We start from the raw sequence: 16429 nt of genomic DNA on the forward strand, positions 1-16429 counted from the left end.
TCCAAATTTTGGATTGTGAAACAATGGAAGAAAAGGTAATGCTAGTAGAAACCGCTTAAATCAAGTCTTTCTCTTTGTATCTTAATTACGAACTAGTATGAACCCGATTCCGAAAATCTCAGCTCAGTTGTATGAAACAGACTTTGTGGCTTGGACAGAACAAACTGTGCAACTTATTCGTGCTGGACAATTTGGACAGGTAGACTGGGATGCCGTGATTGAGGAGATTGAAAGCTTGGGAAGGTCAGATCGGCGGGAGTTAAAAAGTCGTTTGGAGGTATTATTACAGCATTTGCTCAAATGGCAATATCAGTCTAATTTGCGGCGTGGCTCCTGGCGAAACACGATTGATGAACAACGCAATCGGATTGCAGATTTGCTGCAAGAGAGTCCCAGGCTTAAATCCTATCCAGAAGAAGTTTTAGCGGAGTGCTATCGTCGGGGATTAAAAGCTGCTAGTAATGAAACGGAACTACCAATCGATACATTTCCTGGGGAATGTCCTTATACTATTGCCCAAGTTCTTGATACTGAGTTTTTACCGGATGCGATCGCTTTGTAGTATGTGAGAGACGCGATTATACTCTTACGAGAAGCCGAAGCAGAGCGACTACGCGTCTGTACAAGAGTTAGGAGTAGAGACGCGATTATACTCTGCGAGAAGCCGAAGCAGAGCGTCTACGCGTCTGTGGCTTGATATTTGGTTTTGTGAGCTAGATTCCGTATTTTACTACGTACAAGCTGCTGTATAAATGATGGCTTTAAGCAGTAATTAATTCTCCCCGCAGGACTGTGACTGCTTGTCCAGCGAGAAAGACGCGATCGCCTCCCTTGTAGCGAACTTTCACCACACCGCCGCGATTGGATGCCTGATAAGCTAAAAATTCGTCTTTGCCTAAGCGATCGCGCCAATAGGGAGCAAGGCAGCAATGAGCAGACCCAGTTACTGGGTCTTCATTAATACCTACTCCTGGTGCAAAGAAGCGAGAAACAAAATCGTATTTGGAATCAGAGTCAGTCACGCTAGTAACAATTACCTTAGAAACAGGTAAATTTTTTAACTGCTGAAAATTGGGCTGTATTTGCCGTACCAATTCTTCAGATTCCACTTTCACCAAATAGCCCAAAGAATTCTGAAACACCGCTTTGTACGGTACACCCAAAGCTTCGCCCAGTTCTGGAGGCGCAACAACTTCTTGTGAGCGATTTACAGGAAAATCTAGCTCAATCCACTGCCCTTGTCGTTTGGCAACAAGTAGTCCACTTTTGGTATAAAAACGCGCAACTTCATCAGGTAATAAATGCGCTTCTGACCAAAGTACATGGGCGCTGGCTAAGGTTGCATGACCACAAAGTGGTACTTCCACTTCTGGTGTAAACCAACGCAGATTAAAGCCGTCGTCTTGTCTGACTAGAAAAGCTGTCTCAGATAAATTCATCTCCTGCGCCACTTTCTGCATCCAGCGATCGTCTTGAGGAGTGGGCAAAACACAGACAGCAGCAGGATTACCTGCAAAGCGTGTATTAGTGAAAGCATCGACTTGAATAATGATTTGTCCCATCTGTCAGCCAAAAAGTGAATACAGAAGTTTGCAGCTTTGTATACTTAATCATGAGCGTATCAACGATTTATACACCCAAGAGCAAATATTTACAGTAGTCAAAAATCCAATAGGAATCCTATAGATTAGTAATATTATCTCTAACAGCTAGGGGAAATGTTAAATCAAAAGGGAAACTTGATCATTTCTATTGTTAAAAGCGTTTTTACCACTGTCCACTTAGCACTCATTTCTACAGGATTAGTCGGCTGCGTTGTTGAAGTTCCGCAGCCATCGGCTCCCACTGAGCAACTGCCAGCCGTACAACCTAAGCAACAGCCTAATCAAACGAAACAGAATGATCATGATGATGACAAAGATCATAATAGTGGCAATGATAAAGACGATAACGATAAAGACGATAAAGACTAAATGAAAGCGCAAGTATAATTATTTTCTTCAAGTCTCCATTTATGCTTATCCAAGACACCGCTAATTCTCTCGCTAATACGCTACGTCACCGACGGCAACGCCTAGCTAACCTGATTGATTTTCCCGCAGTTCTCTGGTCAGGTAGCAGTAGTCCACGCAACTTTCCAGCAAATCTCTTGCCGTTCCGCGCTAACAGTCATTTTCTTTATTTTGCTGGGCTACCACTGCCAAACGCGGCAATTCGCTTAGAGGCGGGTAAGCTTGAACTATTCATGGATGATCCTCATCCCAGCAGCGCCCTTTGGCATGGAGAATTGCCCAAGCGTGAAGAAATCGCCGAACAGATTGGGGCAGATATTGCTAGACCATTGGCAGAATTAGAATCCTGGCTAGAAGGTGCAGCCACACTTGCCGCCCAAGATGCTGCTACTTGGACACAGCAATCACAGTTGTTAAATAGATGGGTTTTACCGCTAAAAGCTCCTGAAGGAATTGACTTAGAGTTAGCTAAAGCGATCGCTTCCTTACGCCTCACCCACGATGATGGGGCATTAGTTGAGTTACGCAAAGCGGCGGCTATGACTGTAGAAGCCCACAAAGCGGGTATGGCAGCAACACCGCAAGCAAAACTAGAAGCAGAAGTGCGTGCAGCGATGGAAAGTGTTTTCATCGCTCATAATATGACCACTTCGTACAACAGTATTGTTACGGTTCATGGCGAAGTTTTGCATAACGAGCAGTATCATCACCAGCCCAAACCTGGAGATTTATTACTTGCCGATGTCGGTGGTGAAACTAATATGGGATGGGCAGCTGATGTTACTCGTACTTGGCCAGTTTCCGGCAAGTTTTCATCTACCCAAAGAGATATTTATAATGTAGTGCTAGCAGCTCACGATGCTTGCATTGCTAAGATACATCCTGGTGTTGAGTATGAAGATATCCATCTCTTGGCTGCCACAGTTATAGCTGAAGGTTTAGTGGATTTAGGGATTTTACAAGGAAGTCCTCAAGAATTAGTAGAGATTGACGCTCACGCGCTATTTTTTCCTCACGGTATTGGTCATCTACTCGGTTTGGATGTTCATGATCTGGAGGATTTAGGCGATTTAGCGGGGTATGAGGAGGGGCGTAAAAGAAGCGATCGCTTTGGCTTAAGTTACTTGCGTTTAAATCGTCCCTTGCGTCCAGGAATGTTAGTAACAATTGAACCTGGTTTTTATCAAGTGCCAGCGATTTTAAATGATGCTCAAGTGCGCTCTAGATATCAGAATGTTGTGAATTGGGAGCGCTTATCTCAATTTGCAGATGTACGTGGAATCCGCATTGAAGATGATGTTTTGGTTACACAAATAGGGAGCGAAGTTTTAACAGCTGCATTACCTAATGATGCCGATAGTGTAGAAAATCTAGTCAACGGCTAAGTTTCTATTCATGATTGCGACAAACGTTGAGCAAACTTCTCCTATCGGAGACGCTGCGCGAACGGTAGGTTTACGCAAAGTAACGCAGAGCGTTAATTCAAGGCTGCTCAATCTTTCACAATCTAAAATCTAAAATAGGATTAGGCATAAGTTCGGTTTCAAAGCGGCTATAAACAATTTGAGTCGGATACCACGAAGAAAACCAGTACAAATCTTGAATAACTCTGTAAGTACTATCGGTATCAGCTAACTCCAAATGAACTAAGGCTAAATTATTTAATCCAACCACTTCTCGTCCCTCTTGAAACCAGGAGGATTGCCAAAACATTAAACGCTGTAACCATTTACACTGAGAATTTTTTCTAGTCATTAGCCACGACAAATTGCGTCCAAAGTCGGCAGTTTGATTCCTTTGTCGAGGAATCCACTCCAGCAGACAATTCCACTCAGGTTTCATTTGCAACAGGTGGGTGCGGGCGCGGTGAGTTTGTTTGGCTGTTATTTCTACCATATCGGGTAGATTAGACCATCCTACCCAACGCCGTAGCTTTTCGCGTAAAAGCCAGTCTTTAAGACGTGTATGGATAAGGCGAGTAATAGTCTCTTCATTTTTCAATGCACTAGCAGTTAATTGCACTAAGACAGATTTAGTCTCAGAGTTTGCATAAGACATCCGCACAACAGAACTGTAGTGGATATCTCCAGATAGAACAATGACTTGTTGGCGTTGCTCAAACAAAGTAATTAGAAATCGTGCCAATGCTTCAGTATGAATATTCCAAGAATCACCAACGTCTGTAGAAAAAACTTTGTCGCGTCGCAATTGCCAATGATGAATCCAATCAATTACTTGCAGCCCAAATAAATTTGTTGGTGCAATTACAAATGTGGCTTGAATCTGGGGTGCTTGTTGTAGAGGCTGAGAAAGTTGACGCTCAAAGGCTTGCTGACATAGTAACATTGGTGGCGCAGTCGGTTTCTGATCCGCAGGATAACCCCGCCACGTGCGTGTATCTAAAACAATCACTTCATGGCAAGAACTCCTAACTGTATAATGCCAAGTAAGTGCATCAGGATGTCGATTGAGCATCAACACTGAATCATCTAGATCAAATTCAGGTAGGCCAGTGTGTGGGTTAGTAGGTGGCATTCCTAGATAGCGAGCGATCGCATTATAAGCTACCGTATCCGTCCCTCGTGAAGCAGACCAGTCCTGAGCCGCCGCCAATAATTTTTCACCAGATTCACCCTCTGCAAATTGCTCAGGTGTATTCCCCCATCCTTGAAAAACTGCATAGGCTAATAGTGCATTTTGAACGGTTCTCTGCCCTAAAGGTTTTCCCAGTACTCTTAAACACCAAGCTTGGTTGAGGTTCCAATCATCGCTAACATCATGATCATCAAAGATGCTGTACATCGGAATATTCGCCAAAGCGCGGCGCACTTTCCAGAGGGTGTGAATAAACTCTCGCATATCTCGAACTTCTAAATCCCATTGCCGCCGGGCTTTGCGAGTATCCATTATCCCCCGCCCCATAGAGAAAGTAGTCGGCCAGCATACTGGTGACCAAACTAATAGATAAGATACGTAATACTCGCCAAGGCTGAGTAGATGACTGGCAACTTTGGCAGATTTACTGTGTAATCCGGCAGTAAAGCCCGCTTGGTAAGTCGCAATCTCTACGCGATGACCGGGAGGTAACTGATTTGGTGTGTAATAACTAACATCTGTAGCCTGATTCTGAGTAACTGGGAGGTGTTCTTCCCAGCCCAATAGCGCATCACCCAGCCGACTTGACGCCCATAATAAGGGGTCAGCAACATCATCTCCATAAATCTGGTCGCCCGTGAGAAATAGTTGATGGGGACGTTGACGAGGCTGATTCGCAGTTTTCTCGATTAAACAGTCTAGGATAGGCAGTGCATCGAATCCGTTGCCGTGGGGTTTGCGACAGGAACCATGTACAATTCGTAAATCTTCAAGACGGGTTGGTGGTAAGACAAATGTTGGTTTTTGATGGTCAAAATAGCTGATGTTGACATGGGGAAAGCGGCTTGAACACAAAGCTTGTTGCAATGGTTGCTGAGTTTGTGCAGTCTGGTCAGTGAATTGGAGATCGTAGGCATATATGCGATCGCTACTGAGGCGATGTGTACCTGTACGAGCCGTTACCGCTACAATATGAAGTGATTTTCCTAGCGCTACGGTAGAGCGTCTACCCACCAATAGACAATTTCCTAACAGCGTACCGTCATTTCTTGTGTCGTAAACCTTAAGTTCTACTTTGCTAGGCTGTTTGAGTGCGACCCAGACTGTAACCGATTCAGGTTCTATACGTTGTAAAATTGGGCCTGCCAAAATCAGCGGCAGGTTCTGTAGAAACTCATCCCCAGATTGATAATTCATTGAATTAAGACTTCTGCCCACGGTCAATCCAGACACCTCTTAATCCGGCTGCTTTCGCTCCGTGGTAGTCTTCTATGATGCTGTCGCCAATGTGCCATGCTGCTTCTGGTGGACAGTTATGTTTCTTTAAGGCAATGGCAAAAATTTGGGGATCAGGTTTAGCTGCACGCGCTTGGGTAGAAATAGTGATTGATTTAAAATATTCTCTGAGTCCCAAACTTTGCAACACTGAGTAAATCCGGGAATCGAAATTGGATAATATCCCAAGCTCAATTCCCAAGCGTCGCCAGTTAACCAAAGCTGCTAAAACATCAGGATAAATAAACCAAGGTTCCGCAGTCCCAAAGTGGATGTAGAGTTCACTAAAAAAAGCTGAAAAGTCAGAAAATTCTTTGAGGACACCTGCACCTTCAAAGGTGTTCAAGGCAATTATCCGCCACCAATCAAACTCGCGCTGGGGAATATCTTGGGTTTCTGCGTCTGGAAATATCGGCGGTGGCGCTGCTTTAAAGCTTTGGATAAATGTTGTGTTCAATGTCTCGGCTGAAACTTTCACGCCAAATTCCTGGGCTATCTGACTATAAACTTCGCCCACACTACCTTTAACTCCGAAGAGTGTCCCCACAGCATCTAAAAAAATAACTTTCGGTTGTTCCATCAAACTTTTAAGCTTTTGAATGTTGAATTTTAGATTTTGGCTTGTTAGAGAGCTTCAGTGAGTAAGGCGCACCATCTGCTACTGAGAAAGCGTTTCTATAATAGGACGGACTAACCAGTTAAATCCAACTTTGAGCTGATGGTCTAAAGTTGGCAACCTATATAAGTAGGCAACACGACGAGCGATGTATGCCAGAGGGCCTTCTAGTTTGATTCCTAAACCGGTGAGGGTGGCGTTATCTATCCCCAATGCCATCATTTCTCCTAACTGTTGATAACGGAAGGGAAGTAAGGGGCGATTAGTAAGAGAAGCCCAAATATTCCAAGCGGTATAATCAGATTGTTGGAAAGCTGCTTGTGCAGTGGCAGGAACTTGTTGTCCTTCAGCATCATGAGAATCTACTAAGTCTCCCAAAGCAAATATTTCTGGATGGTCAAGGACTTGCAGGGTAGGTTGAGTGGTAATTTGACCACGCTGGTTTTGCTTCAGAGGAAGGGATTTGACTACGGGAGCAACTCGCGTTCCGACAGTCCAAATTACCAACTCTACGGGAATTGTGTCTACTTGATTTTTGTACTCTAGGGAGATGCTATCTTGGTTGATTAATTCGACTTTGGTTTCTAAATCAATAAATACCCCACGGGCTTCTAAAGCTTTCCTGGCTGCTTCCCGGTTAAACTCTGGTGAAGTTCGTAATATTTGGTCAGCAATTTCAATTATCCGCAGCCGTCCTCTTTCGCCTAGTCTGTCTGCTAATTTACAGGCTAATTCCACACCACTGTAGCCAGCCCCAACAATTGCCACGCGAATTTTCTCTGCATCTGATTCTTCCAAGATTCGCAGGCGTTCTTCTAAGCGATAGGCGTCAGATATAGTGCGGAAGGGGTGGGCATAGGATGTCGCACCAGGAACCACATCTAGAGGTGTTTCTCCACCCAGCGCCAAAACTAATCGGTCGTAGGGGATTTCTGGGCCATCCTGTAAATGTATCCGTTTTTGGTCGATGTCAATTCCAGAGACAACTGCTTGATAAAAACGCACACCTGTGCCTTGTAAAAGTTCTTCAAATGGGGGAGCAATTTCCCAGGTTTGCAGTTCGCCTGTGAGTAATTCGTATAATAAGGGAGAAAATAGAAAGCGATCGCTTTGATCTACTAAAACAATTTCGGGTTTTTGTGTAGATTCCCAAGGTAACTGGCTTAAGCGCAGCGCAGTGTAGAGACCACCAAAGCCTCCACCAAGGATACAAATTCTAGAAGTTTGTTGAGTCATCGATATCGATATATATTAGGACGGTTAATCCCAGTAGGGCAACTAACTTCAGTGTAATGATTTCTTTCGGTCTATTGCCATGAGCCAACAATCTGAGTATTCCTCTTCATGCAGTTCATGTGCAGTTAATAGCTTTATTTTTACAAAACCACATTTTTCATAGCAGCGGATAGCGCGAGTATTGCTAACGTGGGGGTCGATGACAATCTTATCAGCTTGTGATACTTCAAAAAGATACTTTACAATTGCTTTTAGCACTTTTGTCCCAATTCCCTGATTCCAATACTTTGTTTCACCTATAAATAAGTCAATTCCATAGACATTTTCTGTTTTATCTAAATAATACATTTGTCTGTCGGTTTCTGATAAGTCATTTAGCGCATAATACTGTAGGTAACCAATGGGAACACTTTGATAGTAGAAGAGACAAGGAACAACAGGGTCATCTTCTGTAATTAGAGGTTTGTATGTTGCTATAATTCTTTCTAAAGAAAAAGGATTATTTCTTCCTTCGTAAAATTCTAGTACTTCCTCATCAGTTAGCCATTTTGCCATCAACTCATAGTCGTATATCTCATCTTGCATGAGACGAATAGCAATTTCAGCATTTTCAACTAGCATATCTAGCTTTAGTCTGGAATTTTATAGTTATTAATCACTTTTTATAAATTACACTTTAATCATAAGCAAAAAGCGGTTTGTGTATAAATCACAAACCGCCTATAGTCTATAATTTAGAGAAAATGGAATTAATTACCGCCTGATGTGACAGCTTTATTATGCTGGTTACTATCGTCTGCTTTAATGTACCATTTGCCATCTTGGCCTTCTGCATATTGGTTTTTAACGCTATTCCAAGCAATATCACGAGCGCCTTCTTCACTCAAACCATCTTTTTGAGCGGCATTAAATGCTGCGATAAAAATCTGTTGTGCTTCTTGGGGGAGTTGTTGCTGTAGTTCTTGAGGCAGTTCATCTACTTTGTTATATGGCATAAACCTACTCCGATCATTTCAAGTTGAGTTTATGCTAAAAAATTTGCAGTCCAACTTCCTCTTTCTCTAAGTATAGACTCAAAATTATCATACTCAGGACTTATAGAGAATACTCAAAAAAGTAACTGCATACTCCTATAGAGAAGGAAGCGAAGCGTAAGTAACGCATTAGAAGGGTTCGAAGAGTAAGAGTTTTAGAGAGTTTTTTCATAAGTCATAATCCTTTTGGCAGAGTAAGACAACTTTTAAATCAATGATGCAATAATATTAATGCTCATAGCTAAAATTGTTGTATTAAAAAAGAAAGATAATATGCCATGTAATAGAGTTAAGCGTCTCATATCGTGCGATGTCGTCTCTACATCAGAAACTTGGCTAGTCATGCCGATTACAAAAGAATAGTATAAAAATTCCCAATAGTCTGGATGGTCGTTATTGGGAAAATCTAAACCCTTAGCTATTTCGTCAGGATTACCACGATTAATATGTTGATAATAATTGTGTGCATATTGCAATGCAAACATCGTATGCACAAGTAACCAAGAACCTATAATCGTCATAATCGAAAGCGCTAGGTGTAAGCTCAGTAGAACTGTTGATAGCGCTTTTTTATCAGTGAGTAAAAACCCAATGGCTAACACACTTGCACAAGCTGCTGCAATTATCAGCATAAATATAGCTAAACGACCTTCATATTCAGTTTCAGCATAACGACGGGTTTTCTCTGGAGTAGAGGTGATCATCTTCCACCAAGTTATGGCTAAAAAAAAGTCAGCACCAGCATTCCAAGCGCAAAGAATTCGAGTGGATAAAAGCAGCCAATTAGGAAGTATTGCTAAGACTAATGCAGCAAAACCAGCAGCAATTATTACTCGTGGGCGAGGGTCAAAGTTTTTAAACAAGTTAAGTTTAATAGGCACTTTAGTAACTCATTTTAACTATAAAGCATGATTAGCAGTATACACTCTAAGCTAATAATACAAATAGCGCAGAGTTGTCATTTGCTAAAGTATACAATGGGGGGAAATAATATTATAAATTATTCCTGAGTACTGAGCCAAGACAAACAGTAAAATGACTAATTTTTCTCCATATTTCATATTAGGTAAAAACAAATAAAATAAAGTTTTTAGTTCGCATTTTAGTGCTGAAACCTAAACTACGAAGATCCAATTTTCTTTACTTTAACTATTTATATTCACTAACTAAACTTAAAAAATACTAATACGTTACATTATCTCGCCATTTTTCTAACATCTTAGCGCTTACTCCTGGTACTCTATCCAAGTCTTGTAAAGATGTAATTTTCTGCTGCTGACGAGCAATGAGTATTCTTTGAGCTAATTTCTTCCCAACACCAGGAAGAGTTTCTAGTTCTTCTAGAGTTGCAGTGTTGAGATTGACTTGTTTAATTGCTGAAATTTCGCTTGATGAAGAATTTTTAATCTGGGGACACCGTTTTTGTTCTGATTTGATTTTTTCTTGAATTGCTAGTGGTAAACCTGGTTTAGCTTGAGCATAAAGACGAGAAAATTCACGTAGATAATGAGCCGCAACAGTGGAATTTTCAATCACTACAAGTGTCTCGTCGTTGCCATTATTAGCAGCTGTTGACCAGTTGTGTGAGCCTGTAATGACTATCTGATTATCAATAACACCAAATTTATGATGTAATAGATCACCTTTGGGTAATATAGGTACGCCTACGGTAGTAATTGGATTTTGCCAAGGATGATTATCTACTTCATATTTACATTTGTTACTGAGAGCAACGCCCATCATATCTAATGCTTCGCTGTAAGGACGATAGGCAAATTGTGGCTCAATCAAAGTCCGAATTTCTATACCTTGCTGATGGCGCTTTTCTAAAAGATTCGCAAGACGTTGCTCAGAAAAGACAAATAACGCCATATTAATAGATTTAGTTGCTGAATCTAAATTTTTGCCAATTAAACCATTACTACTGTTAATCCAAGGTTGGGTTGGAGAATTAGGTGAGAACTGAAGAGTAATTTTAGTTTTACCTAAAGTGATTTGTTGAGGTATACGTATCGGCTTTTTCAATCCAAATCTACTATCTGGTTTACCTCCTGGGCCATCGCCCCACATGATATTAAACTCTTCTGTAAATAAAGATGCTAACTCTGGACTGTCAATTTTTAACAAATTATTAGCATTACCCAAACTGTTAGGATTAGTGAAATCGCCATGAGTATCACTTAATGTAAAATTGGCTGAAGTGATAATTACAATACGATTGTCTACAATGAGAAACTTGTGATGCATCAAGCTACTGCCTACTGAACCATCTGCTCGATCATCAAGCCAGGGGATTTTAGCATTTTGAACAATTACCAAAGCATCTCTTTGATTGATTTCCTCTGGAGTAAGTTTGTTATCTTTGTTAATGTCGATAAATTGGCGAAACTCGTTGTAGCGTTCTCGTTCCCTTTTATCTAACTTACTCACTTCATCAGTTGTGAAACTACTCCAAGGTCGGCTATAAGTGTTTTCTAAAATTATTCTGACTTTTACCCCAGCTTTTTGTTTATCAACGAGTGCTTGGGCAACTTTGGGTAAACGTAATTCTTGTACCGCCACATCTACTGTAGATTTAGCTTGAGAAATGGCATCAACAATTTGTTTTTCTAAATCATCTCCAACGCGCGTTTGTAGGCGGTAAGGTTCTTTGTATTCTGAAGACTCGGAATGGTTAAAATAAACTTGCACTAAAGGATCTTGTGGCAAAGGTGCTGGACGTTTGTTATGAGGCTGAACACGTTGACAACCTGCAAGAGTAAATATAAGTAAAAAGATATAAACGAAATACCTTTGTTTAGGAAAAAGTTGCACGGTAATCTGCTAAAAGTGAATTGGGAGTAAACACACTTATGGTTCCCAAAAAAAAGAGTATGTCAAATTAAGTAGAGGGATAGCTGTACAAGTAGGGCAAAAAATCCACCCATCGAAGCGGAAATATTCATATTTTGTCAGGATTTACCTATTTACCTCTAGATGTAAAAAATAGAGACAGCCGTTGCAAGCGTGTGTTTTTACTCAAATATTGGTTATATGCAAATTTATTTAGATTACAGCGCCACTACTCCTACTCGTCCAGAAGCGATCGCAATTATGCAAGCAGTCCTCACCCAACAGTGGGGTAATCCCTCCAGCTTGCATGAGTGGGGACAACGCACAGCAATGATTGTGGAACAAGCTAGAGTCCAAGTTGCTGGCTTAATTAACGCTGCTGATCCCGCATCTATTGTCTTTACCTCTGGTGGCACAGAAGCAGATAATTTGGCAATTATGGGTGTAGCTCGGTTGTACGCTGTGCCTCAACATATAATTATTTCCAGCGTTGAACATTCCGCAATTTCTGAAACAGTGCGATCGCTAGAAATGTGGGGTTGGGAAGTAACGCGCTTAGCTGTGGATAGTAAAGGTAGAGTCAACCTGCTAGATTTAAAAGCTGCCTTGCAACATAACACGGTTTTAGTCTCGGTGATTTATGGTCAAAGTGAAGTAGGCACAGTGCAACCAATTGCAGAATTGGGAAAAATTGCGCGATCGCATGGTGCTTTGTTCCATACAGATGCAGTGCAAGCTGCGGGACGTTTGCCTATAGATGTGCAAGCACTAGCCGTTGATTTACTCAGCCTTTCCAGTCATAAAATATATGGGCCGCAAGGTGCAGGGGCGTTGTATGTGCGGCCTGGTGTAGAATTGATCCCTTTACTAGGTGGTGGTGGGCAAGAAATGGGATTGCGTTCTGGTACGCAAGCAGTACCTGTAATTGCTGGTTTTGGGATAGCAGCTGAACTAGCAGCACAAGAACTAGCTACAGAAACACCAAGATTGATTGAGTTACGCGATCGCTTTTTTGCCCACTTAGCTGAAATTCCTGGTTTAATTCCCACAGGCGATGACAATCACCGTTTACCTCATCACGTTAGTGTCTACCTAGAACACGCCGATGGCGAAAAACTCAGCGGGAAAACTATAGTACGGCAGTTAAATTTAGCTGGTATTGGTATTAGTGCTGGCGCTGCCTGTCACAGCGGTAAACTTAGCCCTAGTCCGATACTTTTGGCAATGGGTTATTCGCAAAAAGCAGCCTTGGGCGGAATTCGCATGACATTGGGGCGTGATACCACCGAAGCTGATGTGGATTGGACAGCGATGGTGTTGAAGCAGATTTTGCAAAGACTGACACCAGATTTGTCTTTAGTTAAGCGTTAATCGCTCATACTAAAATTTAGGTACAGCATTTGTTGGAGTTGGAATATTTTCTATGTCCCTGCAAGAGCTTAAAGAGCAAGCCCGTCAACTGCCAGCGAGCGCCTTGAACTAGTTCGTGCAATCATTGAATCTTTACAAGATGTTCTCAGCCAACCAGCTGAAAGATCACGCATCATCAAGCAAATGAAGGGTTTATTGAAGACTAATCAGCCAGCACCAACTGATGAACAAGTGAAATCAATGCTAAAAGAACGTCGTGTAGAGAAGTATCTTTAGTCGTTTCAGCATAACAAAGAAATGCGATCGCCTTTATCGTGCAAGTTTCTGATTAGAGGAGGGGTGAGCGTAACTCCCGATTTCACGGCTGCCGAAAGGGTTAGACAAGTCTTTTCCCAAAAGCTAATATTTTGAGTCATAAAGGAGTTGACTCACGATTTATACCAATTCTCTTGTAGGAAAGCAATACATTGTTTGTAGTAGCGCTTAAGCGCAATTCTTTGCCTGATTGAATCTGTCCTCATATTTTAGAGAAACGGTATTATTTCACTACTTTTGAGGATTTTCTTGAATGAATAAATTTATTATTGGTATTGGGATGTTCTTTGGCTCTACGCTTGGCAGCTACATCCCAGTATTGTGGGGTGGAAGCTTGCTATCGTTCACCTCGATTCTCTTCAGCGTCGTTGGCGGGATTGTGGGGATTTTGCTTGCGTATCGCATATCAAAATATCTAGGCTTTATCTGATCTGTGAAATGAGATTGCTAAACAGTAAGAAAGTGCGATTCTTTGCAGGATAACCCACCATTTTTGGACTGTAGCTAACTTGACTTTGCTACCCTCTAGAAACAATGCTGAGAAATAGATTTATGAATCTTCTACCAAAGAAAAGCCAATCCAACCAAAATGTAATGTGAACAGCTACTATTACCCAAAATATAACTTGATATGAAACCTTGCTACTTTTGTGGCGTAATCTTCTTTGGGCGATAAATGCCCCCAACCATCCACCCATCAATTCACAAAAATGTAATGTCTTTTCTGATACTCTCCAACGTCCCTGTTTGGCACGAGATTTATCATCTGCATACAGTCCAAAGGTAATAAAACTCATTACAGGATAAAGAATTAAAGGGATTGGATTTAAAGTCGTAAATGCAAAATGCATTGCGCCTAAACTCGGTAATAAAGATAAGAACAATACCTCAAATATTAAAGAAGGTTTTACCGTAGGCTTGAATGTTTCTTTTTTTATTGCAGAAGATGAGGCTCTTGGCATGGGTTTGATTACAACTCCCTCAATGAAGGCATTGCAAGCCTGAATTCTTCCATTTTTATCAACCGTTGCTTGATAGCAAATCACGTCACCAACTTGTGGACGACGATTGGTTTCTTTGAGTGCAGTGATATGAAGAAAAACATCTTGACTGCCGTCATTGGAGCTTATGAAACCAAAACCCTTATCATCCTTCCATTTTGTTAGTTGACCTTTACGTAAAACAGGTTTCATGAAAGTCCTTGAATATCAATAGTTTATTTTTAAGGTTCCCATGTCAATCTCAATAAACAACATCAATTCTGATCGCGTCCATAATAGCTACTCTTGTAAGCCCAATTGAGCGATTTTCTCAAACAGATACTAGACATCGCCTGTACACCATCAATACTTTCGCCACCAACACATTCCTTAGCAGAACTGCTAGGATTTCAACTATTGCCCATTGGTTTTGTGCTGGCATGTGAGCGGTACTCGTGGCGTTCTATGTCGCTACTGCCGAAAATAAGAGCCAATACTGAAACAATAGGAGTAAGTGATAAAGCAACATATAAACTATGAGTGAACTTCCCAACAGTCTTGAAGATGCGATCGCCCAATCGCGCACAGCCACACTCGCTGCCCTTGCAGATGGCCACACTCGTATACAAGTTGATTTTCTCTTCCCAGAACTTAAACCTTTACCCATAGCAGAACAATTTCTGCCTCTGTTTGCAGAATATGATTCCCGGTTGAAAGTTTTCTTTGCTGATGCTGGTGCTGCTGCCCTTGCCCGCCGAGATTGGGTAGAGACACCATTTCAAATTTTGGATATCGGTTCGGGTAGGGCTGCCTCATTACAATCAAAAATTCAGCCAGATGATGAAATTTTCTTATTCGTTGCTCCCACTTCTGTAGAAGTGCCGCAGTTAGAAAAGCTCAGTCAAGAAATAGGCGATCGCCCTTTAGTCTTATTAAATCCTCGCTTAGAGGATGCCGCCACTATCGGCATCGGTTACGCAGCTAGGCAAATCCGCGATCGCTTTATCAGTACCATTGAGTCTGTTTATTACCTACGTCCTGTAGATGATGAAACTGCGGTATTTCGTTCCTACCCTGGACAGTGGGAAGTTTGGGTAGAAACTAATGGCGAATATCAAAGAATTGCTGAATTACCCAAAAAACCATCGGGTGATGAGTTGGATCTCATCCTCTTACAGGGACAACCGCAAACCACAAACGTTGTACCTGGGAAAAAACCTAATGTGTTTAAGAGTTTACAACGGTTTTTAAAAGCGTTGAGTAGTTAAGAGAACGCAGAGGTAGCAGAAAGAGATTTTGTTATCTGCTGCCTCATTTTATCTATAAAATCAAAATTAATACCTATTACTTAAAGTAAGATACAAATAATTACGACTTAAGCAACACGTATTTCCTTTAAAAAGCAAATTATTATTAGCAAATGAATTTTTTAGATAAGATAGCTCTCACAGGATTGTCGCTAGGCCTTTTATTTTTTATCTTAGGGTTTTCATTAAGTCTAGTCATAACTTCAGGATTCATTAATGAAACAGCACGTTTATTGATAAGTGCTGGTGGTTTTCTCTTTATCAGCTCAGTTATTACTGGCTTGTTTGCCGCTATTATAAATATCTGGAAGAATTAATCTTTAACTAATGCTCTGCAAAGGATTGATAGATATACTCCCTAAAAAAATTTAATGCTATTACTGTTCCAACACACTTCTCTCAACTATTTTCATTAACCCACGGCATAATCTGTATACTGCCGGATATATGGCGGATGAAACCCAACTACAATATCATGTTTTGGTACTCCCATCGCTACTAATTTCTCGCCTACATCCTCCTCTGTACCATTCCACTGAATCCAAATTTTACTGTTTTTGATATCAAAATGCATTACAGGGCCGAAAACCCTACGTTTATTTTGCCAACCAATATAAATCAGTTGGTAATGATCTCTTTCTACATCAAAAATTGTTTGGGCTTCAATTTCATTATTAGATGTGACAAATTGGGCATATTCTGTAATTAGTTTTTGAACACACTTACGATATTTATCTAAATCTGTGATCGGATAATTTTCTCCGTTTCCACATCATAAACTATCAAATAGATTTGACTACGCTTGATAATAGTTTGAATATTAGGAGTGCTGAGTTAAGGTTATGGGGGACTGGGC

General features: G+C 41.2%; 16 protein-coding genes. 5 read left to right on the forward strand and 11 right to left on the reverse strand.

All coding sequences use genetic code 11. The features are described from left to right. Window positions 1-97 precede the first annotated feature (97 nt). Window positions 98-562 (forward strand): DUF29 domain-containing protein, encoded by a 465-nt coding sequence (locus tag WKK05_RS29645; RefSeq protein ID WP_341526592.1) that lies wholly within the window; start codon window positions 98-100, stop codon window positions 560-562. A gap of 199 nt (window positions 563-761) precedes the next feature. Here WKK05_RS29645 and WKK05_RS29650 read toward each other — a convergent pair whose 3' ends face one another. Further along, entirely contained in the window at window positions 762-1562 is an 801-nt protein-coding gene (locus tag WKK05_RS29650; protein ID WP_341526593.1) for a PhzF family phenazine biosynthesis protein, read from the reverse strand. A 156-nt stretch (window positions 1563-1718) separates the two neighbouring features. On the opposite strand from WKK05_RS29650, the gene WKK05_RS29655 reads away from it, so the two are divergent. Both WKK05_RS29655 and WKK05_RS29660 read left to right on the forward strand, forming a co-directional pair. Continuing rightward, window positions 1719-1973 carry a hypothetical protein gene (locus tag WKK05_RS29655; RefSeq protein WP_341526594.1) on the forward strand — a complete coding sequence of 85 codons (255 nt, stop codon included), beginning with the start codon at window positions 1719-1721 and terminating at the stop codon, window positions 1971-1973. 41 nt (window positions 1974-2014) lie between these two features. Further along, the gene (locus WKK05_RS29660) at window positions 2015-3397 is read left to right on the forward strand and encodes an aminopeptidase P family protein (RefSeq protein WP_341526595.1); all 1383 of its coding nucleotides are present in this window, start codon (window positions 2015-2017) and stop codon (window positions 3395-3397) included. Between the two features lie 115 nt (window positions 3398-3512). Here the strand turns inward: WKK05_RS29660 and WKK05_RS29665 are convergent, their stop codons facing one another. The 7 genes from WKK05_RS29665 to WKK05_RS29695 form a co-directional block, all read right to left on the reverse strand. After that, window positions 3513-5804: a PhoD-like phosphatase gene (locus WKK05_RS29665; RefSeq protein ID WP_341526596.1), complete on the reverse strand. Its 2292-nt coding sequence runs from the start codon at window positions 5802-5804 to the stop codon at window positions 3513-3515. Between the two features lie 4 nt (window positions 5805-5808). After that, window positions 5809-6462, reverse strand: coding sequence for an HAD family hydrolase (locus WKK05_RS29670; protein WP_341526597.1), 654 nt, complete (start codon window positions 6460-6462; stop codon window positions 5809-5811). A 78-nt stretch (window positions 6463-6540) separates the two neighbouring features. Next, window positions 6541-7734 carry an NAD(P)/FAD-dependent oxidoreductase gene (locus WKK05_RS29675; RefSeq protein WP_341526598.1) on the reverse strand — a complete coding sequence of 398 codons (1194 nt, stop codon included), beginning with the start codon at window positions 7732-7734 and terminating at the stop codon, window positions 6541-6543. 48 nt (window positions 7735-7782) lie between these two features. Beyond that, complete coding sequence (locus tag WKK05_RS29680; protein WP_341526599.1) at window positions 7783-8355, reverse strand: GNAT family N-acetyltransferase; 573 nt, start codon at window positions 8353-8355, stop codon at window positions 7783-7785. A gap of 128 nt (window positions 8356-8483) precedes the next feature. After that, window positions 8484-8729: a ChaB family protein gene (locus WKK05_RS29685; protein WP_341526600.1), complete on the reverse strand. Its 246-nt coding sequence runs from the start codon at window positions 8727-8729 to the stop codon at window positions 8484-8486. Window positions 8730-8974: 245 nt separating this feature from the next. Continuing rightward, window positions 8975-9649 carry a DUF1345 domain-containing protein gene (locus WKK05_RS29690; RefSeq protein WP_341526601.1) on the reverse strand — a complete coding sequence of 225 codons (675 nt, stop codon included), beginning with the start codon at window positions 9647-9649 and terminating at the stop codon, window positions 8975-8977. Window positions 9650-9950: 301 nt separating this feature from the next. Continuing rightward, window positions 9951-11582, reverse strand: coding sequence for a DUF655 domain-containing protein (locus tag WKK05_RS29695; protein WP_341526602.1), 1632 nt, complete (start codon window positions 11580-11582; stop codon window positions 9951-9953). A 219-nt stretch (window positions 11583-11801) separates the two neighbouring features. Between WKK05_RS29695 and WKK05_RS29700 the strand changes: the two genes are divergently transcribed. Further along, window positions 11802-12971: a cysteine desulfurase family protein gene (locus tag WKK05_RS29700; RefSeq protein ID WP_341526603.1), complete on the forward strand. Its 1170-nt coding sequence runs from the start codon at window positions 11802-11804 to the stop codon at window positions 12969-12971. A 281-nt stretch (window positions 12972-13252) separates the two neighbouring features. Here the strand turns inward: WKK05_RS29700 and WKK05_RS29705 are convergent, their stop codons facing one another. Both WKK05_RS29705 and WKK05_RS29710 read right to left on the reverse strand, forming a co-directional pair. Further along, the gene (locus WKK05_RS29705; protein ID WP_341526604.1) at window positions 13253-13387 is read right to left on the reverse strand and encodes a hypothetical protein; all 135 of its coding nucleotides are present in this window, start codon (window positions 13385-13387) and stop codon (window positions 13253-13255) included. A 417-nt stretch (window positions 13388-13804) separates the two neighbouring features. Continuing rightward, window positions 13805-14479 carry a cold shock and DUF1294 domain-containing protein gene (locus WKK05_RS29710; protein WP_343224855.1) on the reverse strand — a complete coding sequence of 225 codons (675 nt, stop codon included), beginning with the start codon at window positions 14477-14479 and terminating at the stop codon, window positions 13805-13807. A gap of 323 nt (window positions 14480-14802) precedes the next feature. Between WKK05_RS29710 and WKK05_RS29720 the strand changes: the two genes are divergently transcribed. After that, entirely contained in the window at window positions 14803-15534 is a 732-nt protein-coding gene (locus WKK05_RS29720) for a DUF1995 family protein (protein WP_341526605.1), read from the forward strand. A gap of 451 nt (window positions 15535-15985) precedes the next feature. On the opposite strand, the gene WKK05_RS29725 is transcribed toward WKK05_RS29720, so the two are convergent. After that, on the reverse strand, window positions 15986-16321 hold the full coding sequence (locus WKK05_RS29725; protein WP_341531227.1) for a XisI protein: 336 nt from the start codon (window positions 16319-16321) through the stop codon (window positions 15986-15988). Window positions 16322-16429 lie beyond the last annotated feature (108 nt).

The organism is Nostoc sp. UHCC 0302 (assembly GCF_038096175.1).
In the GTDB taxonomy this organism is placed as follows: Bacteria; Cyanobacteriota; Cyanobacteriia; order Cyanobacteriales; family Nostocaceae; genus UHCC-0302.

Excerpts from the sequence above, each read along its gene's own strand:
- WKK05_RS29655 (WP_341526594.1), top strand. The coding sequence starts at position 1,719 with ATGTTAAATCAAAAGGGAAACTTGATCATTTCTATTGTTAAAAGCGTT.
- WKK05_RS29650 (WP_341526593.1), bottom strand. The coding sequence starts at position 1,562 with ATGGGACAAATCATTATTCAAGTCGATGCTTTCACTAATACACGCTTT.
- WKK05_RS29680 (WP_341526599.1), bottom strand. The coding sequence starts at position 8,355 with ATGCTAGTTGAAAATGCTGAAATTGCTATTCGTCTCATGCAAGATGAG.
- WKK05_RS29720 (WP_341526605.1), top strand. The coding sequence starts at position 14,803 with ATGAGTGAACTTCCCAACAGTCTTGAAGATGCGATCGCCCAATCGCGC.
- WKK05_RS29700 (WP_341526603.1), top strand. The coding sequence starts at position 11,802 with ATGCAAATTTATTTAGATTACAGCGCCACTACTCCTACTCGTCCAGAA.
- WKK05_RS29705 (WP_341526604.1), bottom strand. The coding sequence starts at position 13,387 with ATGACTCAAAATATTAGCTTTTGGGAAAAGACTTGTCTAACCCTTTCG.
- WKK05_RS29685 (WP_341526600.1), bottom strand. The coding sequence starts at position 8,729 with ATGCCATATAACAAAGTAGATGAACTGCCTCAAGAACTACAGCAACAA.
- WKK05_RS29710 (WP_343224855.1), bottom strand. The coding sequence starts at position 14,479 with ATGAAACCTGTTTTACGTAAAGGTCAACTAACAAAATGGAAGGATGAT.
- WKK05_RS29675 (WP_341526598.1), bottom strand. The coding sequence starts at position 7,734 with ATGACTCAACAAACTTCTAGAATTTGTATCCTTGGTGGAGGCTTTGGT.
- WKK05_RS29645 (WP_341526592.1), top strand. The coding sequence starts at position 98 with ATGAACCCGATTCCGAAAATCTCAGCTCAGTTGTATGAAACAGACTTT.
- WKK05_RS29660 (WP_341526595.1), top strand. The coding sequence starts at position 2,015 with ATGCTTATCCAAGACACCGCTAATTCTCTCGCTAATACGCTACGTCAC.
- WKK05_RS29670 (WP_341526597.1), bottom strand. The coding sequence starts at position 6,462 with ATGGAACAACCGAAAGTTATTTTTTTAGATGCTGTGGGGACACTCTTC.
- WKK05_RS29665 (WP_341526596.1), bottom strand. The coding sequence starts at position 5,804 with ATGAATTATCAATCTGGGGATGAGTTTCTACAGAACCTGCCGCTGATT.